This window comes from Flavobacterium sp., assembly GCF_031409475.1.
Taxonomy (GTDB): domain Bacteria; phylum Bacteroidota; class Bacteroidia; order Flavobacteriales; family Flavobacteriaceae; genus Flavobacterium.
Genome location: NZ_JANNXH010000069.1, coordinates 25,808 through 47,382, shown reverse-complemented (window position 1 = coordinate 47,382; position 21,575 = coordinate 25,808). Strand labels below are relative to the sequence as shown.

The window sequence follows — 21,575 nt, the reverse complement described above, 5'->3', positions numbered from 1 at the left end:
TGTATTAAGTCTTAGTTAATGTTAGTTTGTTATTTTTTCTAAAGCGGCTTTTTTATTGATAATATTCACCATGGATTGTAAATAATTTTGTTGAGCTGCATACAATTGTCTTTGTGCCTCACTGAAATCAAAACTGGACGAAAGACCTTCGGTAAATTTTATTTGTTGCTTTTTTTCAATGCGTTCTGCAAGGTTCAAATTAGTTTTTGAAGTGATGAATTCTTCAATGCTAAACTCATACTCGCTCTTTGCACTTGCGTGTTGTAATTTTAATTTTTGTTCGGTTTCTGTGAGTTGGGTTTTGGCTTGTTCTAAAGCGATTTTAGCTTGTTGGGTTTTAGCGCTTCTGCCTAAGCTACTAAAAATGGGCACATTTAAAGCAACTCCAAGATTAGAATAATTGAGCCATCGTTGGTTTCTTGAAAAAAATTCAAATTGATTTCCAAAAGCATTGTAACCAAAATTTAAATTAGTTGACAATGTAGGCAAAGCTTTGCTTTTTTGTAATTTATATTCCAATTGTCTTTGCTCCTGAAAGTTTGTTGCTATAAGATAATTTACATTATTAGCGACATTAAAATCCTTTTTCGATAGCGCCAAGTTTAAATTAGAAGCTGATAAAACATCTAGCTTATCGGTTAGGTTTAACTCATCATTAATATCAATCCCTAATGTGATTTTGAGCATTTTATTGGCAATGTCTAGCAATCTTTTAGTATTGTTTAAATTGCTATTGATTGTCGATAAAGTAATTTGAAGTTGCTCTACATTTTCTTCTTCAATAAGTCCGTTTTTGTATGTTTCTTTTGTATCAAACAAGGTTTTGTCTAAAACGGTTTTGTTTTTTTGAAGAATGGCTATGTTTTCCTCTGCTAATAAAACGTTTCCATAGGCATTGATGACCATTTCTTTGATTTCAATAGCTGTTTTTTGTTTTGCATTTTGATAAAATTTCAAATAAGTTCTTGAAGCTTGCAATGCTACTATATATGAACCGTCAAAAATCAATTGGCTCAAAGTAGCTCGGGCATTCATATTGTGTTTCGTGCCAAAAGCCACTTCTGTAAATTCGCCTGGATTGCCACCAAAAAACTCAGCAGGAATTAGCGATTTTTGCAACTCAAAATTATTTTGATAATCTACAGTGGCATTTATTTGAGGTAAACCTGCAGCAGTGGTTTCCCATTTTTTTTGTTTCGACGATTCAATATCTCGTGTTGCATTAATTGCAGCGTAATTATTTTGTAGCGCGTGATTTATTGCATCTTGAAGCGTAAATGAATACGTTTTTGCATCTTGAGCATTTACATTTAGCGAAAAAGCTAGTAGTATTAAAAATAAGTTTTTCATTATATAATATTGTTTTTTAGTTGTTTTTCGAGTTCGACAATTCCCTTATTTGTTGCCAATGCTCTGGTGTGATATTCTAGAGCTTGCATTTCTAATTTGAAAACTTCAGCTTCTAGTTTTGTAGTTTCGTTAATACTAAAAATTAGGGTATAATAAAATTTCACAAACGAATCAATATGGGTTTCCTTTCTATACAATCCTTGGGAGATACCTTTTATAGTATTTTGTTTAAAAACAGAGATGCATTCGTCAATTTCTCTTGAAATTACTGTTGCATATATATCTGGATAATGTTTTTTTAACTGATAAATAGGCGAAGTGTCGGTTGATTTAAACATTTCTCTAAACATTTTTCTAATCTCGAAATTCTCCTCGATTGCATTGTAGTTTTTTTCGATAATGGCGTTAATGCCCAGATGTATTTGTTCATGAACAATACTTGTACCTTCGGCAATCAAGAGTTCTTTATTGCAAAAATATTTATAAATTGTTTTTTTTGAAATGCACATTTCTCCCGCAATATCGTCCATAGTTACACTTTTAAAACCAAGTTTTAAAAACATATCAGTCGCTTTTGCAATTATTTTTTCTTTCATATTTGTCATTGCGTTGCACGAAGCAATCGCACTTTAAATTTCGATGCAAATGTAAACAGGAAACTTTTAACACGCAAATAGTTTCCAAAGTATTTACAATTATTTAACATTTAAAAGAGGTGGTAGATGGTGGATGGAAGATTGCCAATAAAATTTATTTTAATTATCTTTGTCAAGATTAGATTTTTTTATGAAGTACGACTTTTTTTAAATTGAAAATGTCAAGACTTTCAACATCTAACTTTTAACCTCTAACTTTTTATAATGCATTCCATACAACAGTATCAGGATTTTTTTTCAACTTATTTGCACTCGGAATCTGAAATCAAGGAACCCAAAAACTTGTATGAACCCATACAATATATTTTGAAACTCGGTGGCAAGAGAATGCGACCTGTACTGACTTTACTGATTGCTGAAATTTTCAATATTGATTATAAAAAGGCATTGCCAGCAGCATTAGCAGTTGAGGTTTTTCATAATTTCTCGCTCATTCACGACGACATTATGGACAATGCTCCTTTACGAAGAGGGCAAATTACAGTTCACGAAAAATGGAATACAAATACCGGAATCCTATCTGGAGATGCAATGTTGATTCTAGCGTACCAATATTTTGAGCAATACGAACCAATAATATTTCAGGAATTAGCAAAATTATTCAGTAAAACAGCACTCGAAGTTTGCGAAGGTCAACAATACGATGTCGATTTTGAAACTCGCGAGGATGTTTCTATTCCAGAATACTTAAAAATGATTGAATTTAAAACCGCAGTTCTCGTTGCAGCGGCAATGAAAATGGGAGCGATTATTGCCGAAACTTCGGATGATGACAGGAATTTAATTTATGAATTCGGGTTAAATTTAGGATTGGCTTTTCAGTTGCAAGACGATTATCTCGATGCGTTTGGTGACCCAAAAACTTTTGGAAAACAAGTGGGTGGCGATATTATCGAAAACAAAAAAACCTATTTGTTTATTAAAGCAATAGAATATGCTACAATTGAGGAAAAACAAAATTTATTACAATTATTTTCTGTTCGATTGGAAGATAATTTGGATAAGATTGATGCGGTTAAAGAAATTTTTAATACTTCTGGCGCATCCAAAGCAACCCAAATTGCCATTAAAAACTTTACTTCACAAGCATTTGAAACATTAGAAAAAATCAATATTTCTCAAGACAAAAAAGAAATTCTGAAGAAATTTGGAAAAAATCTAATGAATCGAAATGTTTAATTCAACAATTACAACCCAATCAGGGTTTTAAACCCTGATAGGGTTAAAATCATAAAAATGAATTTCATTTCTCCAATAAACTCCGATTTACTACTTCAAGAAGCCGAAGCCGAAAATTTATATCTAAAATTGATTCAACAAATCAACAAGGATTTCAATTTAGCCAATGAAGGAATAGATTTCCCGAAGAGTATTTCTCCCAATGAATTAAAAATTCAATTGCACGAAAAAATGTATCGATTGATTCAGTATAAATTCGCTGAATATCTCAACTTGCTATACATTATTGACGTTCCCGAAGACCAAATCAAAAAATTAGACGGTTCAGATTTAGTTATTCTAGCCGAAGAAGTCGCTTTTTTAATTCTAAAAAGAGAATGGCAAAAAGTCTGGTTCAGGAATAAATATCAAAAATAAATTCGGACAAATGGCATGAAGGCTTCGCTATAAATGCTTTTAGTATCGTCATGAAGCACATCATAACGCACACCAATAGTTACATTATCAGTTCTGTAACCTGCACCAAGATACAACGCAGTATTCCAAAAATGAATTGATGGTATCCCAAATGACGAATCAAAAGTGGTTCTAACCTTTGTTTCCTCTAACTCAACGGATAATTGTATTTGCTCAATAGGATTTATAAGTCCTAGTATACTTGCTCCATAAATGCTAGATTTATAATTGTCTTTTGACTTAACATAACTTCCCTGTAGGCCTAAACCAATAGCAAAAACTTCGCTTACATTATAAATAGCACTGGGCGAAAGTGAAATGTCAGTATAACCAGAGCCAATTCCTAATCCAATCCCACCGCCAAATTGAACGTTTCCCCAAAAATTATTTGACGCAATCGACTGTTGTTGTGCAAATAATGAGGTAGAAAACAAAACGTATACTACAATCAAAATTGTTTTTGAAATGGGTAAAAAGTGATTTTCTCTCATAATTGTTTGTTTTTTTAACAAATAGCCACGTAAAAGTAAGTAAAAAATAGATTTAAATAAACTCGTTTATTGTACTTTTGTCAAACTATTTAACAAAACGGACATTCACTAATATATGGATAGGTTTTCATTTTTAAATGCAGCACACACCGAATTTTTCGCCGATTTATACGAACAGTATCTCGAAAATCCTGATAATGTAGAGCCAAGTTGGAGAAGCTTTTTTCAAGGTTTCGACTTTGGAATGGCAACTTACAACGACGAAAATCCAGTAAACTACATAGCAAATGTAGCTTCTGGAGCAGTCGAAAGCACATCGGTTTCTGAAAAACTTCAAAAAGAATTCAACGTATTAAAATTAATAGACGGTTATCGTTCTCGAGGACATTTGTTTACTAAAACAAATCCTGTAAGAGATAGAAGACCTTCATCACCATCATTAGATTATACTAATTTTGGACTTACGGCATCCGATTTAAACACCGTTTTTGACGCAGCCAAAGTGCTTAAATTTGAACCTTGTACACTTCAAGAAATTATTTTTCATCTAGAAAACATTTATTGTCAGCACATTGGGGTTGAATACATGTACATCAGAAAACCAGAAGTGGTAGATTGGATTCAGAACAAATTAGGTGAAAATGATAATTTACCCAATTTCTCTTCAGACGAGAAAAAAGCTATTCTCAATAAGTTAAATCAAGCCGTTTCATTCGAGAATTTTTTGCATACCAAATATGTTGGTCAAAAAAGATTTTCACTCGAAGGCGGAGAATCTATTATTCCTGCTCTTGATGCTTTGATTGAAAAAGCAGCAGAAAAAGGAGTCGAAAAATTTGTAATGGGAATGGCGCATCGTGGTCGTTTGAATGTTTTGGCAAATATATTCGATAAGTCTACTCAAGATATTTTTGGGGAATTTGACGGTAAAGATTACGACCAAGAATATTTTGATGGCGATGTAAAATACCATTTAGGGCTTACTGCAGACAAAGTTACCAGCACAGGAAAAAAAATAAATATCAATTTAGCACCAAACCCTTCGCATCTCGAAACCGTTGGTGCCGTAATCGAAGGAATTACAAGAGCCAAACAGGACAAATATTTTCCAGATGATTTCTCTAAAGTATTGCCAATTGCTGTTCACGGTGATGCTGCAATTGCTGGTCAAGGAATCTTGTACGAAATTGTACAAATGGCGCAACTCGACGGTTACAAAACCGGTGGAACGATACATATTGTAATCAACAATCAAGTAGGATTCACTACTAATTATCTCGATGCACGATCTTCGACTTATTGTACTGATGTTGCCAAAGTAACCTTATCGCCAGTATTGCACGTAAATGCTGATGATGCCGAAGCAGTTGTTCACGCCATTTCGTTTGCATTAGATTTCAGAATGCAGTTTGGGTGTGATGTATTTATTGATTTATTAGGTTACAGAAAATACGGGCATAACGAAGGCGATGAACCTCGTTTTACGCAACCCGTTTTATATAAAATTATTGCAAAACATAAAAATCCAAGAGATATTTATGCCGAAAAATTGCTTTCAGAAGGAGTAATCGATGCGGATTTTGTAAAAGGATTAGAAGTAGAATACAAATCCAGATTAGAAGTAAATCTAGAAGCTTCCCGCAAAAAAGATTTGACCATAATTACCCCATTTATGAAAAATGAATGGAATGGTTTTACGCAAGTTACGGACATACAAATGCTTCAAAATGTTGATACTTCCTTCCCGAAAGAAGGACTTACAGCAGTTGCCAATTCGATTTGTAATCTACCAACCGATAAAAAATTTATTAGTAAAATTCAAAAATTAATAAACGATAGAAAGACCATGTTTTTCGAAACCAACAAGCTAGATTGGGCAATGGCTGAACATTTAGCGTACGGTTCTTTATTAAAAGAAGGTTATAATATTCGGATTTCTGGACAAGATGTAGAGCGAGGAACATTCTCTCACCGTCATGCGGTTGTAAAAGTTGAAGATTCAGAAGAAGAAGTGGTTTTGTTACAAAATTTAGAAGGAGCAACTGGGAAATTTAATATTTTCAATTCTCTTTTATCAGAATATGGCGTTTTAGGTTTTGATTACGGATATGCTTTGGCAAGTCCAAATACGCTGACAATTTGGGAAGCACAGTTTGGAGATTTCAGCAATGGAGCACAAATTATGATTGACCAATACATATCTTGCGGCGAAGACAAATGGAACAATCAAAACGGAATTGTTTTACTTTTACCACACGGTTACGAAGGACAAGGAGCAGAACATTCCTCAGCCAGAATGGAGCGATATTTACAACTTTGCGCCAGACAAAACATGTATGTTGCTGATTGTACAACGCCAGCAAATTTCTTTCACTTGTTGCGCAGACAAATGAAAACTACATTCCGAAAACCGCTTATTGTATTTACTCCAAAGAGTTTATTACGCGATCCAAGAGTAGTTTCAACGGTAGAAGAATTTGCAAATGGTAGTTTTCAAGAGACTTTTGATGATACATCAATGAACAAAGCCGATGTAAAAACACTCGTTTTCTGTACCGGAAAATTCTATTATGATATCACCGCCGAGAGAGAAAACAACGGACGAAAAGATGTGGCAGTTGTCAGAATTGAACAATTATTCCCTTTACCGGTGGAGCAATTAAAAGCCATTATAGCAAAATATCCAAACACTGACGATTATGTTTGGGCGCAAGAAGAGCCTAAAAACATGGGTGCTTACAGTTATATGTTAATGAATTTCGATTTAGTAAAATGGAGATTGGCTTCGTTGAAAGCTTATGCTGCACCAGCTGCAGGAAGTTACACTAGAGCAAAACGCCGTCAGGCAGATGCAATTAGAATGGTTTTTGATAAGAATTTGTTCCGTTAGATGCCAACTATTTTTTATATAGATGGTCTACGTTTTTTCTTTTATAGTAATGAGCATTTGCCAAAGCATATTCACATCGAAAAAGCAGAAAAAACAGCGAAATTTAATTTAGAAAGTATAGAATTAGTAAAGTCTTCAAGATTTAACGCTAACGAATTAAAACAAATTCGTAATTTAGTTGAAGAAAATCAAGAACTTTTAATACAAAAATGGGATGAGTTTTTCAGTAATCACTAAATCAAAGCATGCAATTGACATTGTTTTTTCAGATTCTAAAATGATTGTTTTTTTAGAAGATGGAAGAGAATTGTCAATTCCGTTAGAGTGGTTTCCTAGATTACGAAAAGCCACAAATGAACAGTTGAATAAATGGAGATTTATAGGAAGAGGAGAAGGAATTCATTGGGAAGAAATAGATGAAGATATATCCATTGAAAATTTATTAGAATAAAATAAACACCAAATAAAATTATAAAAACATGATTTTAGAAATGAAAGTCCCATCACCGGGAGAATCCATAAAAGAAGTAGAAATCGCAACTTGGTTAGTAAAAGATGGCGATTATGTAGAGAAAGATCAAGCCATTGCCGAAGTTGATTCAGACAAAGCAACCCTTGAATTGCCTGCCGAAGCAAGCGGAATAATTACACTAAAAGCCGAAGAAGGCGATGCAGTTGCAGTAGGAGCTGTGGTTTGCTTAATTGATACTAGCGCAACAAAACCGTCTGGTTCTACCGAAACTTCGCAAACTGTTGCAGTAGCAAAACCAATTGAAACTCCAAAAGCGGAAGCACCAAAAGTTGCCCCAGTTGCAGCAACAACTTATGCTTCAGGAACACCTTCGCCAGCAGCAAAGAAAATATTAGACGAGAAAAATATACAACCATCTGACATTGTTGGCTCAGGAAAAGAGGGTAGAATTACTAAAGATGATGCCGTAAATGCAACGCCATCAATGGGAACACCAACTGGCGGAAATCGTGGTTCAGAAAGAACTAAATTGTCAATGTTGCGCCGTAAAGTAGCCGAAAGATTAGTAGCTGCCAAAAATGAAACAGCCATGTTAACGACTTTCAACGAAGTAAACATGACACCAATTAATACTTTGCGTAACGAATATAAAGATGCCTTCAAAGCAAAACATGGCGGAATTGGGTTGGGTTATATGTCCTTTTTTACAAAAGCAGTTACAAGAGCATTACAATTGTATCCAGATGTAAACTCGATGATGGATGGCGATCACAAAATAGCTTTTGATTTTGCTGATATTTCAATTGCAGTTTCTGGACCAAAAGGATTAATGGTTCCTGTAGTTCGTAATGCCGAGAACTTAACTTTTAGAGGAATCGAAGCTGATATCAAAAGACTGGCAATCAAAGCACGTGATGGTCAAATCACTGTTGATGATATGACAGGCGGAACTTTTACAATCACAAATGGAGGTGTTTTTGGTAGTATGTTATCTACACCAATTATAAATCCGCCACAATCAGGAATACTAGGAATGCACAATATTATTGAGCGTCCAATTGCCGTAAATGGTCAAGTTGAAATTCACCCAATGATGTTTGTGGCACTTTCTTATGATCACAGAATTATTGATGGTCGTGAATCTGTTGGATTTTTAGTAGCGGTTAAGGAAGCTCTAGAAAACCCATTGGAATTATTGTGTGATAACAATCCTAAAAAAGCATTTGAATTGTAAATAAAAAAGGTTTAAAATATATCCCTGTTTTGTTTAATCAAATCAGGGATATTTTATTTTAAAAAACATTTATTTAAATGATAAATATTCAATTATTTATCATTTTTTTTAGAGTAGTGGTTTTTATTTTATAAATAAATTGTTTTATGTGTTTTTTTAAGCGCAATAAAACTATAAATTACCTATACATTACCACAACATATCCACTACACATCCTCAATGTATTCCTTGCTTTACAATATATTTAAAAGGATATGACTGATTACACCCCATTTCTAGAGCAATTTTAAATAGCGAACCACAATATTGCTTCGTATAGTTTTTGCATACTTAAATTTTTAAAGTACAATACAATACAATAGTATATTTGATAAAAACTATAAATCTCAATATTATGAAAAAAATTACTTTATTAATCACACTAATGATAACCTCATTAGGGTTCGCTCAACTTCCGGGCAGCGCAGCACCAACACCACCAGCAAGAGTTGCGACAGACGTAATTTCAATTTATGGCTCTGAATATACCAATATTTCAGGTGTAAATACAAACCCAAACTGGTCGCAAAGTACCGTTGTAACTGAGGTTGCTATTTCGGGTAATAACACTTTGCAATACGCAAATTTTAATTATCAAGGTACAGATTGGTCAGGAACACCACAAAACATTTCGGGCATGGAATTTTTACATGTTGATGTTTGGACAAATGCTCAATCACCTCGAGTATTTGTTATTAGTTCAGGAACAGAAATTTCGACTACCATCTCTAGTGTAGCTGGTTCTTGGCAATCGTTGAACATTCCTGTATCAGGTATTACTGGTAATTTAACTAATGCTATTCAATTTAAGTTTGATGGAGGAAGCGGAGGAACAATTTATCTTGACAATTTATATTTTTGGAGAGCAGCGGCACCAGTGGGAACGCCAGTAATTGGGCCACTTACTGTACCAGCTAAAAACCTCGGCGATGCACCTTTTAATTTAACTGCGCCTACAAGTAATAGTCCAGGTGCTTTTTCATACACAAGTAGCAATACTTCTGTTGCTACAATTTCAGGTAATACTGTAACTATTGTTGGAGCAGGAACTTCAACGATTACTGCAATTCAAGCTGCATCTGGCGCATTCTTAACGGGTAATGTTACAGCAAGTCTTGTTGTTTCCGAAGTGCCACTTGTAGCAGCACCAACACCACCTGTAAGAATATCTTCTGAAGTTATTTCACTTTTTAGTAATGCATATACCAATATAGCCATCGATTCATGGTCTGCACCTTGGGACGATTCTGATATCGTTGATGTACAGATAGCCGGTAATGACGCAAAGAAAATTACTTTTGGCAATTTCCTTGGAGTTGATTTTAGTGGTGCCGGAAATCACAAAGATGCATCAACAATGACTCATTTCCATATGGATTTTTGGTTGCCCAATACTGTTGATTTAACAGGTAAAGTTATGAATCCTAAATTCTCACAATGGGGCGGAACATCAGGTGAAGTTTCAGCTTTATTGCTTACTTATTTACCAACAGAAAAAGGAACTTGGGTTTCTATTGATGCTCCGTTAACAACTTTTGCGGGAAACCAAAATAGAAATGATTTAGCTCAATTTATACTTTCATCAAATACTGGCATAGCTTACATAGACAACCTCTATTTGTATAAAGCAGGTGTTGTTGAACCTCCTGTTCCATCTGAGGTGCCATTAACTGCGGCTCCAACTCCTCCAGTTAGAAATGCATGGGATGTTATTTCGCTTTTCAGCAATGCTTATTCGAATATAGTAATAGATTCTTGGTCAGCACCATGGGATGACTCAAGTCAAGAAGATGTTGTTATTGTGGGTAATGACACGAAGAAAATTACATTTGGAAATTTCCTTGGAGTTGATTTTAGTGGTGCAGGTCATCATCAAAACGCAACCGCAATGACTAAGTTCCACATGGATTTTTGGCTGCCAACTAGTGTAGATTTAACTGGAAAAGTAATCAATCCGAAATTCTCACAATGGGGAGGAACATCAGGTGAAGTTTCATCATTATTGCTTACGTATTTACCTACAGCAAAAGGAACTTGGGTTTCTATTGATGCCGATTTATCTACTTTTGCGGGAAATCAAAACAGAAACGATATCGCGCAGTTCCTAATCTCATCAAATACTGGTATTGCTTACATTGATAATATCTATTTATACAGACCAGCAACTTTGGGTACAACTCAGTTTGATAGATCAAATGTAAAAATGTATCCAAATCCTGTTAAAAACACTTTAACAATTGAGGCGAACGCAAGTATTAACAAAGTATCTATATATAATATTTTAGGACAAGAAGTTATGGTAAGTTCGCCAAAAACAAATGCTACTACTTTACAAACCAGTTCACTTCAAAAAGGAGTTTATGTTGTAAAAACGGATATTGATGGTGCTATTTCAACATCAAAAATTATAAAAGAATAAATTTTTAAATTTACTTTTGCTCGAAAAACATTGGTTTACCAATGTTTTTCTTGTTTTTATAAGTCAGTAAATGCTTAAAGTAACCCCTTTAGATTTAACTCAGAACACGCATTAATTTATAAAACCTGTTTAAGTTATTAAACAGGTTTTTTTGTAGATTTGCGCACCAAGAAATTTTATATATGTCAAAAGACAAAAAGCAAGCAGCTGTAGGTTTTATTTTTATTACAATGCTTATAGATATTACAGGTTGGGGAATCATTATTCCTGTGATACCAAAATTAATCCAAGAACTTATAAATGGAGATATTAGCGAAGCATCTAAATATGGTGGTTGGTTAACTTTTGCTTATGCAATAACCCAGTTTGTTTTTGCTCCTATAGTTGGCAGTTTGAGCGATAAATTTGGACGAAGACCTATAATTTTAATCTCTCTTTTTGGGTTTTCATTAGATTATTTATTACTCGCTTTTTCACCTACAATTACTTGGTTGTTTGTAGGGAGAATAATCGCTGGAATCACAGGAGCAAGCCTTACAACGGCATCAGCCTATATTGCGGATGTCAGTACACCAGAAAATCGAGCAAAAAACTTTGGGATGATAGGCGCAGCTTTTGGGTTAGGATTTATAATTGGGCCAGTAATTGGCGGATTATTAGGGCAATTTGGCTCTCGAGTTCCATTTTATGCTGCAGCTATATTATGCATGGTGAATTTTATATACGGTTATTTTATTTTGCCTGAATCTTTATCCAAAAAAAATCGAAGAGATTTCGACATCAAACGAGCAAACCCAATTGGCGCATTTTTAAACCTTAAAAAGCATCCTTCATTAATGGGTTTGATGGTAGCTGTGTTTTCGCTTTATGTCGCTTCACACGCCATACAAGGAAACTGGAGTTATTTTACTATGTATAAATTTCAATGGGACGAAAAAATGGTTGGAATTTCACTTGGGGTTATTGGATTATTAGTTGGGATTGTTCAAGGAGGATTAATTCGATGGATTAATCCAATATTAGGAAATCAAAAAAGCATTTATTTAGGAATGGCACTTTACACCATAGGAATGTTTTTGTTTGCAACTGCAAACCAAGGTTGGATGATGTTTGTATTTCTTATTCCTTATTGTTTAGGAGGAATAGCTGGACCAGCAATGCAATCCATAATTTCTAGTAAAGTTCCTGCGTCAGAACAAGGAGAAATACAAGGAACAATGACAAGTCTTATGAGCGCTTCAGCAATTGTTGGACCGCCACTTATGACTAGTGTTTTTTATTTTTTTACTCATAAAGACGCCCCATTTCAGTTTGCTGGCGCTCCGTTTGTTTTAGGTGGTATTTTAATGCTTTTTAGTACTGTTGTAGCCTATTATTCCTTTAAAAAGGAGTAAACTACTTCAAATACAAATAATGATTGTAATAATCCACAATCGCTTTACCTTTCATTAAAACATCAGCACCTATTATACCGTGAACCGCTTTTGATTTGTGTTCTATCAAGGCTTCGTTTACATGAGATAAGTCAAAAATAACAACATCAAAATCAGCGGTTTTCCAGTTGCCAACATCTAATTTATTGTGGTTTGCTATTTGAGTTAACATTCCTGTAGCGCCAGCTCCAGAAGCTCTAGTTTTTGATTTCTTTGCTTGCAATAAAAACAACTCTACGCCATCAAATCCTACACAACTATTAGACGCTCCGGTATCAAGAATAAAATTTCCTAGAACACCATTGATTTTTGCTTTTATTAAAAGATGTTGTGTTTTGGTAATTTTAAATTTAATTTTTTTGTACTTTTCTTTTTTAAGAATATCGTGGAGGTTTTTCATTTTCTGTGGCGAATAAAGATCAAAATTAATCCAATTAAAATCAATAACCCAAGAATATAAAAATAATAATTAGTTGGTTTTTCAGCAGTTTCAATTCCGCCATAGTACACAAAAGCACTCCAGTAATAAGGTGATTTTTTTGAGTTTGAAATCGATTTGTTCTTCAAGAAATTCAGTTTGGCATTGGCATTGGCCTCAAAATAAGATTCCCCTTTTTTCATATTTTTATAAAAATCTTCCATAAAAACCGAAGTGGTATAATCGTTTACTTTCCACAACGAAAACAACAAATTTTGTGCTCCAGCAAACTGGAAACCTCTTGCGACGCTCATCGCACCTTCTGATTTGTAGAGTTTTCCAATACCGGTTTCACAAGCACTCAAAACCACTAAATCGGGATTGATGTTGAGGTTGTAGAGTTCGGAATATAAGATTTCTTGATCATAAAATTTAATGCTTGCTGGCGATTCTGTATCACCAGAAGTCGCGTGAGTTGATAAATGTAAAATCGAATAATTGACAGAATTTATTTTAAAATTGTTGAAAGTAGCTGTTTTATTATCGAAAAATTCGCCCTCGAAATTGTTTTTTATCGATTGCATTTCGGCTTTGGAAAACGTCAATTCGTAAGCAGTTTTTTCGAAAACTGGAAAAATACCGAGAACCGATTTTTTATCATTTTTTGTCATCTTGAGCTTGTCGAAAGCCAAATAAAAACCAGCTGAATTATTGTAGGCAATCCTGAAATCATTCAGCAAATAGTGCATTTGGGCAAAATTAGTTGTAGTAGATTCTTTTGTAATCAAGGCTTCGAAAGGCAAGAAATTCAATAAGCCATCGGGAACAATGATGAGGTTTTTATAAGTTGTGTTTTTTGGAAGTTTTAAGTATTCATAAAGGATATTGCCAAATTCATTGTATCCTTTTATATCATTAATGATTGCATTTGCATCTGAAAAATACTGTAGAAATTGATAAATTTTAACGGTCGAATGTGCTGAACCGTCATAAGTATGCATTTTAATCTGGTTGTTAAATAATGTAAAGGAATACATTTTCTCAAAACCCGAAAAATACTCCACCATAATCGCTTTGTCTTTTTCGAGTTTTGAATACAAGTCTTGAATATTCCAATCCGTTTTCGATTTTTTAGATTCTTTTGCTCTTTTGGATTTTAAAGAAAGCATCAATTCGTTTTGTTTTTTTATGGCTTCGTTTATTTTTGAAACATCAGCCAAGTCTCCTTTTTGTTGTTCTTTTACGATTTCATTATTCCAGTTTTGAAGTTGTTCCAAATGCAATTTTTCTTCTCTTGAAGCTGTTTTTTTGTTGGAAAGATAGCTTTTCAAAACTCCTGATTTAGTTCTTTCTGAAAGTTGGAAGGCACTTTCTATATAGCCTATTTTATTTTCTTTTTTGTACAGAAAATCATAGATGGAAATACATTTTTCGGTGCGGTTTCTAATGCGAATTTGGTTGATGATTTTAGAGTTTTCATAAACCAGCAAGTTGGTAAACAAATCCTCGATTTGAAACGAAAGAGCATAAGCTTCCAAGGCTTTTTTGGGTTGGTTTTGTTCTACAAAAATTTCGGCTTGCAAATCCAATGCGACCAGCAAAACGGTTTCGGCATAAAGGGATTTTGGATTGGGTAGAATATTTTTTTGATTGGAATAATTTGGAATTAAAGTCTTGAAAATAGATGACAATATTGTGTTTGCTTCTGAAAATTTTTGTTGTTGAAATAACAGATTGGCTTCTTCATACTTAAACTTGGCTAGTTTCTGAGGCGAAAGATTTGGGGTTGCAAAAAAATATTTTTTGGCTTTTTCGAAATAGAAATTAGCTAATTCGATGTTTTGCCATTGGATATTTAATGCGGACAAGTTTCGGTAACAATTCGCCAGTGTTTCGGTTTGGGTTTTATCTGATTGCAATAATTTAATGGCGGAAAAATAGGAGCTTTCCAATTTTTTAAATATATCTGGAATCGGTTTGGAAGAGGCTGGATTTTTATAACTTAACACATAATTGTTGCCCAAGTTATTGAACAAATTTCCTTTTTGAACAGCTGTTAATTTCTCTGTTTTAATCGTTTTTTCGAGTAATTCGATGGCTTCAGTTATCCGCCCTGTGTTTTGATACACATTCGATAAATTAAGGATTGCTGCTATTTTTTGTCCCGAAGCTTCGGGAGAATTTTTATCGGCATTGGCAATAAAATAATACTGTTTTATGGTGTTTTCAGCACTGTCGTAATCCCCAATAATGGTGTAAAGATTGCCCAATGGTTTCAGGCAATATTCGATTATGTTGTAATTGGAGAGTTTGTGTTTTTGATAAATTTGCCAGGCTTTTTCATAACTCGAAACGGCTTGATTGGTCTTGCCGAATTGATTTTCATAATAGGCTTTATTACAATTTAAAACTACAATTGCCAACAATTCATTCTTTGTTTTTGGCTTTGGATTTTTCCAGAAATCTTTTTCGACTTTGTTTAAAATTTGCAATCCTTCAATGGTTGGGTTTGCGGAAAAAGTATCAATTGAATTATAAATTTTATCCTCTGGCGCAAGCGGATTTTGCCCAAAAATAGTTAGATTGATTAATAACAGAAGATAAAAAATATTTTTAAACATAAGTATATTTTAATTTTAACCATATAAGGCATTTAAGGAAATATAAGATTTAAAATTAAACCCGGTTGGGTGTAATTAGTTTTTAATGATGATTTTTCGTTAGTTCGATTTCTATGACATAACAAAATCGTATCGAGAACAAGAAAAATTTCGTTAAAAACGATTCTCGATACCTGCCTGAGGCAGACAGGCATTTTTTGTTCCGTTTTACTCCCGAAGCTTCGGGACAAAAAACACTCGAATAGACGTTTTTAATAATTGCACACAACGGGTTAAAATTAATAATTAACTGACTTAAATGAACTTATATGCCTTATATGGTTCATTTTCCTAAAACTTCCAAATACCATACAACTGAATATAATTGAAATTGCCTTCGAAATTCAACACATATCTCGCACCAAAACTTGGGCCAATTCTCGCAGCTCCAATGGTTAAATCAAACAACAATCCTGCTTTAAAATTTGTAAAACTTTCACTGTTTGAAACAGTATTTTCTTCAGTTTTAATAATAATTGAATCTGGTTTTTCTGATTCGAAATATTCTATTTTTGTATGTTCTTCTTGCTTTTCTGAAGCGTTAATATTAGCCTGAATTCCCGCACCAATTCCTATAAAATTATTGAGATTGTACCGAGCTAACAATGGTACTTCTAAATTAACATTGTTATTATTCGATACCGTAATTGTACGTTGCAACTGTCGAACTCCATTTGTCCCATTCAAAAAAGTGTCGTTTACCGTAATATCATTATCGAAGGAATGAATGCTATTCAACAATTCTACTTGCCAATAATAACGATAGGATTTATAGGGCGAAATGGTTGCTCCAACAAAATAACTTTTGGAATTGCCTAAATCGGGATACAAATTATACCCTGTTTTTGCACCTATAGAAATTCCCGGTAAGAATCGCGTTGTGGCATAATTTGTAATAATGGGTTCATTTTTATCAAAAATAATAGCGGTTCTACTTTTGGTTTTGGTTTTATGAAAGTCTTTGTTGAACTTCATTGAATACTTAACAAAGCCTTTGGTACTGTCTATTTCTTTAACGTTTTTTTGAATGCTTCCTGGCAAATAGATATTTTTGAATGTAAAAAATATTTGTTTTTGCTTAATGATGGTGTCTAAACAGCTTGTGGTAGGTTCTTCTCCTTTTGGACAAATCGGGCATTTGGGATACATATCTTCGATTTGGAACGTTTTTTTGTCGAACATATCTGGTATATCAGTTTCTAACCGAATCATTCTCGCTGGTCCTTCTCCATTATTCTGGAAACGCGTTTTGAAGTTGACTCTTTTGAAACGCACGAATCTATAATTCATAAAACTTCCGTTAGAGCCCATTTTGTTTGGATCGTGAGAAGTAACAATTTCCATTTCGAGATTTTTGACTTTGTGGTTTTTAAAACTTCTGTTTGGGACAAAAATGCTTCTCATCGTTACCGTGGTACTGGTATCCTTAATCATTTCGGGAGTGGTTTTGTGCGTAAAAAAAACGTTTCGGGTTTCGCCTGGATTCACACCATCAAATTCTAATATGGTTGCTTTTTTATAGGTTTTATAGGCATCCAATAAAGTAGCGTCCAAATCTTCCTCAGTCGTGGTGATTTTGTATTTTTTGGCTGTAGCCAATGCGTTTTCGGAAACCAAATAGGAATCCGAGTTTTCCAAATCATTTACAGCAGCAACCAGATTTTCCTTGACTTCTCTTTCGCCTGAATACGTCCTGAAATCGACCAATTCGAAATTGTCGTTTTTGAATTGTTTTTCGTTGTAGAAAAGATATAATTTTCCGTCGGCTACGTAGTTTTCCATATTTTGATAACTCACGATGACTTCCATTTGCTGGTCGGGAATGGGATCGCAATTTTTTTGGATGGACAATCCGTTTTGGGCTTCGATGGAGGCAATATCAGTAAAAACCTCTTCATCCGATATTTCGGTTATGGAGACTACTTTTGGTCGTGTTGCTGGTGGTTTTCCGTTATCATAATTATTAGTTACGGCAAGTCGAGCATTATAAGTTCCTTTGTTTTTATAGACGTGTTTGGGTTCGGTTTCTTTACTGTAATGTCCGTCGCCCATTTCCCATAAATAGGAATAGGAAGGTTTTGGTGCGCCCGCAATCGGAATTAACGGTGGTGTTTCAGGTTTGAATTTAACTGCATTTCTGTTTTGATTATAGGTGATCTTGGCTTTACGGGTTACGGTATCTTTTACTTTGGTTTGTCCTTCGACATGCTCAGGAAGACAAAAAGAAAATAGAATAAAGAAAATAGAGACTTGTTTTTTCATAATCGATTCGTTTTTAGCCCTGATGGTAGCGACATCCTTTTTCTGGCTTCTTTAGCCAGGAAAAGATATAGCGAACAGCAGGATTAGCTTCAAAATATTTTTAAAAATAGAAAAAAGTGGTGAGCAAATCACCACTTTATCTAAAATTATATTTTTGTTTTATTGTATCGCATTGATTGCGGCTACCATTTGGGCTTCGGTTACTACAGTAGTTTCGGCTAGAGTGAAGGTATACACATCGTTTGCTACTACTGTAACGGCTTTGATGGCGTATCTCCAGTTTCCATTATCTTCGGTGGCAAAAATCACGTGCATTTGTAATCCTATTGGAATTTGACCATAATGTTCGCTGAATTGTTTTGTAGTGGGATTGTAAGTATCTAATTTGGCAAGTGCATTTAGACCTTCACCGTCGTAAGACAAATAAATCGCACTATTGGTATTGTCGTATCCTGTAGGAACGGTTGCTAATACTGTAGTTCTTGGTCTTGGGTCGCTGTAAAATTTATCGACATTGGTCCAACCAAAGTTGCCAAAAGTTACATTATAACTGGTTTGACCAAATTCAACATTCCCATCCTTTTGCCCTCCAGTTCCTGCGGCGTTTCGAGGATTTACCCAAGCTAGATTTTCGGCATCGGTTGTGTCACCTGCCCAAAATAACATTCCGGTGTCTATTGTTCCTGTTAAATTTGCGGGAACTCGAAGCTGGATTGAACCTGTTGAAACTAAATCAACACCACCTTGAGAGGCTTTTATAAAAAACTCTCCGCCCGATTTCAGTAAACTTTTTTTGCCGTCGGGCATCACTCCCATTGTAGGTTTGTTTGTGATAAGCATATTTCCTTTGTCGAAAATTTCAATAAATTTAATGTCGATTGCACCGGTTACTGGATTTCCGTTTTTAGTAAGGGCATTTCCGTTTAATGTAATAACTACTCCTTTTGCAGAGGTTAGCGTGATGATTCCAGCTCCAGCAGTTGCAGTGAAACTTTGGGTGTTGGTTCTAACACCTTGCTCTTTTATTGCAATAAATGACGCTTCAGTGGCTGGGATTGGAGTTGTGTCTTCATTGTTTGTACAGCTTGCGAAAATGATTGTTGCTAAAGCTATTAATCCGATGTTTTTAAAATTTGTGTTCATAATTTCTAGTGTTTAATTTGTTATTTATTGTTTTCTGTTGTTATATCAATTTGGGTTTGATAGTGTTACCCTTTATTTTGAATTATTTTTTATCGGGTTATTAATGCCCAAAGTTTAGTAATGAATTTGATTATTATTTTTTTCATGTTCTAACTAATTTAAATGTTCCAATTATTGATTTATAATGTTATATCAACTTGGTTTTATATTTGTTACCTCTTTTTTTAGTATTTTCGAAAAAAAGTTTTTTATGAGTACTAAAAATCATCCTGACCAAAGCTATATTGATGGACTTGCCAATAATGATTCGGCGATAATTCAATCTATATATAAGAAGTTCGTTCCTAAAGTCGTTCATTATATAAGGAACAATTCAGGCGATGAGGATCAGGCGCAAGATGTTGTTCAGGAAATTATGATTTTACTTTTCAATCAGGCCAAAGCCAAAAAACTGCAACTGACGTGTCCGTTTGACGCTTATTTTTTTTTACTGTGCAAAAGAAAATGGTTGAACGAAATAAAAAAATCTTCGAATAAAGGGGTAACAATCGATGATGAAAGGCTATCTAATACTGAATCTATTGATGAAATGGTTCTAGAAACCGAAGTATTCGATGAAAAACAACATCTTTTTGATTTGATGTTTCAAAAACTCGGCGACAAATGCCAAGAGTTATTGAAATTGAGTTTCACTATCAAATCGATGGAGGAAGTTGCCGAAAAACTCAATGTAACTTATGGATATGTTCGTAAGAAAAAATCATTGTGTGTTGGTCAATTGACCCTGTGGATTCAGGAAACCAGTCGCTTTAAATCTTTAAAAATTACCTAGCCATGAACGAGGAACGCTACATAGTATTTGATCAATATCTTGCTAACGAATTGTCAGCCGAAGAAAAAATTGCCTTCGAAAAACAATTGTCCGAAAATCCAGAATTTGATTCAGAATTTGCAATTTTCAAGGAATTGAATCTTCATTTGGAAAATAAATTTGGAAATGAAACGGAATTGAATGCTTTCAAAACGAATCTAAAATTAATTTCTGCGGTACGTTTTAAAGCAAAAAAATCAAAAGTTATAGCTTTCAAACCTTGGCAATATGCAGCAGCGGCTTCGGTGGCGGTTTTGTTAGGATTGTTTGTTTTCCAGAATACAAACCCTTCTTTTGACGATTATAACAATCCAGAAATGGCAACATTTATAGAAAGAGGCGACGTGAACTCAACTTTGAAACTGGCACAAGATGCATTCAACGCCAAGAATTATACCGCCGCAATTCCCTATTTTGAAGCGGTTTTAGCAGCTAATAAATCCCCTGAAATTCAGTATTTTTATGCCGTTTCGCTTTTGGAAAGTAATCAATTTCAAAAAGCCGAAACCAATTTGTTGGAGTTAAAATCTAGAAATTCTATTTATAAAAACAAAGCAACTTGGTACTTGGCACTTTCAAAATTGAAACAGAAAGAATATACATCTTGCAAGGAAATCCTTTTGACTATTCCTGAAGACTTTGAGGATTACGACCAAGTGCAGGAATTGTTGAATGAATTGGATTAATTTTTTTAACCATATAAGGCATTTAAGGTCATATAAGAAATTTATTCAAAAGCTAATATGACCTTAAATGCCTTATATGGTTCATTTTTTTGAGCAAGATTGTATCTTTGCTATTTAATTTAAGCTTGCAATGATAATTACCGATACGCACACCCATTTATATTCCAACGAATTTGACGAAGATCGCAATGAAATGATTCAGCGCGCCATTGATGCCGGTGTTTCACGATTTTTTATTCCAGCTATTGATTCTGCATATACCCATTCGATGTATGATTTGGAAAAGGCTTATCCCAACACTATTTTTTTGATGATGGGTTTGCATCCCACACACGTAAAAGACAATTATCTCGAAGAATTGCAGCATGTTGAAACCGAATTGTCTAAACGAAAGTTCTACGCCATTGGCGAAATTGGCATCGATTTGTATTGGGATAAAACGCATTTACCAGAGCAACAAGATTCGTTCAGGAAACAAATTCAATTAGCAAAACAATACAAATTACCCATCGTGATTCATTGTCGCGAAGCTTTTGATGAAATTTTTGAAATTTTAGAAGAAGAAAAATCTCCAGATTTATTTGGAATTTTTCACTGTTTTACTGGAAATTATGAACAAGCATTACAGGCTATTTCGTATAATATGAAACTCGGAATAGGTGGAGTTGTAACGTTTAAAAACGGAAAAATTGATCAATTTTTGAACCAAATAGATTTAAAACACATCGTTCTAGAAACTGATTCTCCTTATCTGGCTCCAATTCCTTTACGAGGTAAAAGAAACGAAAGTAGTTATATCCTTAATGTTGTTGACAAATTGTCTGAAATTTACAATTTATCCAATGAAGAAATCGCAAGTATAACAACCGAAAACTCCAAAGTAGTTTTTGGTATTTAAAGTATAATTTACGTAAGT

18 protein-coding genes are annotated in these 21,575 nt (G+C 34.2%); 11 read left to right on the top strand and 7 right to left on the bottom strand.

From position 1 onward, the window contains the following. Positions 1-21 precede the first annotated feature (21 nt). Positions 22-1,350, bottom strand: a complete 1,329-nt coding sequence (locus RMO53_RS13585; protein WP_310381740.1) for a TolC family protein — start codon at positions 1,348-1,350, stop codon at positions 22-24. After that, a complete protein-coding gene (locus RMO53_RS13580) occupies positions 1,350-1,946 on the bottom strand; it encodes a TetR/AcrR family transcriptional regulator (RefSeq protein ID WP_310381738.1) in 597 nt (198 codons plus the stop codon). Before RMO53_RS13580 ends, RMO53_RS13585 begins: the two co-directional genes overlap by 1 nt. Positions 1,947-2,210: 264 nt before the next feature. Between RMO53_RS13580 and RMO53_RS13575 the strand changes: the two genes are divergently transcribed. Next, complete coding sequence (locus RMO53_RS13575; protein WP_310381736.1) at positions 2,211-3,185, top strand: polyprenyl synthetase family protein; 975 nt, start codon at positions 2,211-2,213, stop codon at positions 3,183-3,185. 57 nt (positions 3,186-3,242) lie between these two features. Continuing rightward, positions 3,243-3,602, top strand: a complete 360-nt coding sequence (locus tag RMO53_RS13570) for a hypothetical protein (RefSeq protein WP_310381735.1) — start codon at positions 3,243-3,245, stop codon at positions 3,600-3,602. Here the strand turns inward: RMO53_RS13570 and RMO53_RS13565 are convergent. Beyond that, complete coding sequence (locus RMO53_RS13565; RefSeq protein ID WP_310381733.1) at positions 3,593-4,132, bottom strand: hypothetical protein; 540 nt, start codon at positions 4,130-4,132, stop codon at positions 3,593-3,595. The genes RMO53_RS13570 and RMO53_RS13565 overlap by 10 nt on opposite strands. 115 nt (positions 4,133-4,247) lie before the next feature. Between RMO53_RS13565 and RMO53_RS13560 the strand changes: the two genes are divergently transcribed. The 6 genes from RMO53_RS13560 (at position 4,248) to RMO53_RS13535 (ending at position 12,580) form a co-directional block, all read left to right on the top strand. Further along, positions 4,248-7,022: a 2-oxoglutarate dehydrogenase E1 component gene (locus RMO53_RS13560; protein WP_310381731.1), complete on the top strand. Its 2,775-nt coding sequence runs from the start codon at positions 4,248-4,250 to the stop codon at positions 7,020-7,022. Beyond that, complete coding sequence (locus RMO53_RS13555) at positions 7,023-7,259, top strand: DUF4160 domain-containing protein (protein WP_310381729.1); 237 nt, start codon at positions 7,023-7,025, stop codon at positions 7,257-7,259. It begins immediately after the preceding gene. Then, a complete protein-coding gene (locus tag RMO53_RS13550) occupies positions 7,237-7,473 on the top strand; it encodes a DUF2442 domain-containing protein (protein ID WP_310381727.1) in 237 nt (78 codons plus the stop codon). The genes RMO53_RS13555 and RMO53_RS13550 overlap by 23 nt, the downstream gene beginning before the upstream one ends. A 28-nt stretch (positions 7,474-7,501) precedes the next feature. Continuing rightward, positions 7,502-8,728: a 2-oxoglutarate dehydrogenase complex dihydrolipoyllysine-residue succinyltransferase gene (gene odhB / locus RMO53_RS13545; RefSeq protein WP_310381725.1), complete on the top strand. Its 1,227-nt coding sequence runs from the start codon at positions 7,502-7,504 to the stop codon at positions 8,726-8,728. Positions 8,729-9,122: 394 nt separating this feature from the next. Beyond that, positions 9,123-11,186 carry a T9SS type A sorting domain-containing protein gene (locus RMO53_RS13540; protein ID WP_310381723.1) on the top strand — a complete coding sequence of 688 codons (2,064 nt, stop codon included), beginning with the start codon at positions 9,123-9,125 and terminating at the stop codon, positions 11,184-11,186. Positions 11,187-11,368: 182 nt separating this feature from the next. Continuing rightward, complete coding sequence (locus RMO53_RS13535) at positions 11,369-12,580, top strand: TCR/Tet family MFS transporter (RefSeq protein WP_310381721.1); 1,212 nt, start codon at positions 11,369-11,371, stop codon at positions 12,578-12,580. Position 12,581: 1 nt separating this feature from the next. Here RMO53_RS13535 and RMO53_RS13530 read toward each other — a convergent pair whose 3' ends face one another. The 4 genes from RMO53_RS13530 to RMO53_RS13515 form a co-directional block, all read right to left on the bottom strand. Next, positions 12,582-13,019: a retropepsin-like aspartic protease gene (locus RMO53_RS13530; RefSeq protein ID WP_310381719.1), complete on the bottom strand. Its 438-nt coding sequence runs from the start codon at positions 13,017-13,019 to the stop codon at positions 12,582-12,584. Beyond that, positions 13,016-15,658, bottom strand: a complete 2,643-nt coding sequence (locus tag RMO53_RS13525; protein ID WP_310381717.1) for a CHAT domain-containing protein — start codon at positions 15,656-15,658, stop codon at positions 13,016-13,018. Before RMO53_RS13525 ends, RMO53_RS13530 begins: the two co-directional genes overlap by 4 nt. Positions 15,659-15,988: 330 nt before the next feature. Then, positions 15,989-17,959 (bottom strand): PKD domain-containing protein, encoded by a 1,971-nt coding sequence (locus RMO53_RS13520; RefSeq protein WP_310381715.1) that lies wholly within the window; start codon positions 17,957-17,959, stop codon positions 15,989-15,991. 159 nt (positions 17,960-18,118) lie between these two features. Beyond that, on the bottom strand, positions 18,119-19,102 hold the full coding sequence (locus tag RMO53_RS13515; RefSeq protein ID WP_310381714.1) for a hypothetical protein: 984 nt from the start codon (positions 19,100-19,102) through the stop codon (positions 18,119-18,121). A 250-nt stretch (positions 19,103-19,352) separates the two neighbouring features. Here RMO53_RS13515 and RMO53_RS13510 point away from each other — a divergent pair, with 250 nt between their 5' ends. From RMO53_RS13510 to RMO53_RS13500, 3 genes are all read left to right on the top strand, one after another. After that, complete coding sequence (locus RMO53_RS13510; RefSeq protein WP_310381712.1) at positions 19,353-19,934, top strand: sigma-70 family RNA polymerase sigma factor; 582 nt, start codon at positions 19,353-19,355, stop codon at positions 19,932-19,934. 2 nt (positions 19,935-19,936) lie between these two features. Then, positions 19,937-20,659, top strand: a complete 723-nt coding sequence (locus RMO53_RS13505; RefSeq protein ID WP_310381710.1) for a tetratricopeptide repeat protein — start codon at positions 19,937-19,939, stop codon at positions 20,657-20,659. Between the two features lie 130 nt (positions 20,660-20,789). Next, on the top strand, positions 20,790-21,557 hold the full coding sequence (locus RMO53_RS13500) for a TatD family hydrolase (RefSeq protein ID WP_310381709.1): 768 nt from the start codon (positions 20,790-20,792) through the stop codon (positions 21,555-21,557). The last annotated feature ends 18 nt before the right edge of the window (positions 21,558-21,575 follow it).

What these genes read in the sequence shown, in the direction of transcription:
- RMO53_RS13505 (WP_310381710.1), top strand. Translation starts at nt 19,937, where the DNA reads ATGAACGAGGAACGCTACATAGTATTTGATCAATATCTTGCTAACGAA.
- RMO53_RS13520 (WP_310381715.1), bottom strand. Translation starts at nt 17,959, where the DNA reads ATGAAAAAACAAGTCTCTATTTTCTTTATTCTATTTTCTTTTTGTCTT.
- RMO53_RS13535 (WP_310381721.1), top strand. Translation starts at nt 11,369, where the DNA reads ATGTCAAAAGACAAAAAGCAAGCAGCTGTAGGTTTTATTTTTATTACA.
- RMO53_RS13510 (WP_310381712.1), top strand. Translation starts at nt 19,353, where the DNA reads ATGAGTACTAAAAATCATCCTGACCAAAGCTATATTGATGGACTTGCC.
- RMO53_RS13580 (WP_310381738.1), bottom strand. Translation starts at nt 1,946, where the DNA reads ATGAAAGAAAAAATAATTGCAAAAGCGACTGATATGTTTTTAAAACTT.
- RMO53_RS13555 (WP_310381729.1), top strand. Translation starts at nt 7,023, where the DNA reads ATGCCAACTATTTTTTATATAGATGGTCTACGTTTTTTCTTTTATAGT.
- RMO53_RS13575 (WP_310381736.1), top strand. Translation starts at nt 2,211, where the DNA reads ATGCATTCCATACAACAGTATCAGGATTTTTTTTCAACTTATTTGCAC.
- RMO53_RS13565 (WP_310381733.1), bottom strand. Translation starts at nt 4,132, where the DNA reads ATGAGAGAAAATCACTTTTTACCCATTTCAAAAACAATTTTGATTGTA.
- RMO53_RS13530 (WP_310381719.1), bottom strand. Translation starts at nt 13,019, where the DNA reads ATGAAAAACCTCCACGATATTCTTAAAAAAGAAAAGTACAAAAAAATT.
- RMO53_RS13500 (WP_310381709.1), top strand. Translation starts at nt 20,790, where the DNA reads ATGATAATTACCGATACGCACACCCATTTATATTCCAACGAATTTGAC.
- RMO53_RS13585 (WP_310381740.1), bottom strand. Translation starts at nt 1,350, where the DNA reads ATGAAAAACTTATTTTTAATACTACTAGCTTTTTCGCTAAATGTAAAT.
- RMO53_RS13560 (WP_310381731.1), top strand. Translation starts at nt 4,248, where the DNA reads ATGGATAGGTTTTCATTTTTAAATGCAGCACACACCGAATTTTTCGCC.
- RMO53_RS13515 (WP_310381714.1), bottom strand. Translation starts at nt 19,102, where the DNA reads ATGAACACAAATTTTAAAAACATCGGATTAATAGCTTTAGCAACAATC.
- RMO53_RS13550 (WP_310381727.1), top strand. Translation starts at nt 7,237, where the DNA reads ATGAGTTTTTCAGTAATCACTAAATCAAAGCATGCAATTGACATTGTT.
- RMO53_RS13570 (WP_310381735.1), top strand. Translation starts at nt 3,243, where the DNA reads ATGAATTTCATTTCTCCAATAAACTCCGATTTACTACTTCAAGAAGCC.
- RMO53_RS13540 (WP_310381723.1), top strand. Translation starts at nt 9,123, where the DNA reads ATGAAAAAAATTACTTTATTAATCACACTAATGATAACCTCATTAGGG.
- RMO53_RS13525 (WP_310381717.1), bottom strand. Translation starts at nt 15,658, where the DNA reads ATGTTTAAAAATATTTTTTATCTTCTGTTATTAATCAATCTAACTATT.
- odhB (WP_310381725.1), top strand. Translation starts at nt 7,502, where the DNA reads ATGATTTTAGAAATGAAAGTCCCATCACCGGGAGAATCCATAAAAGAA.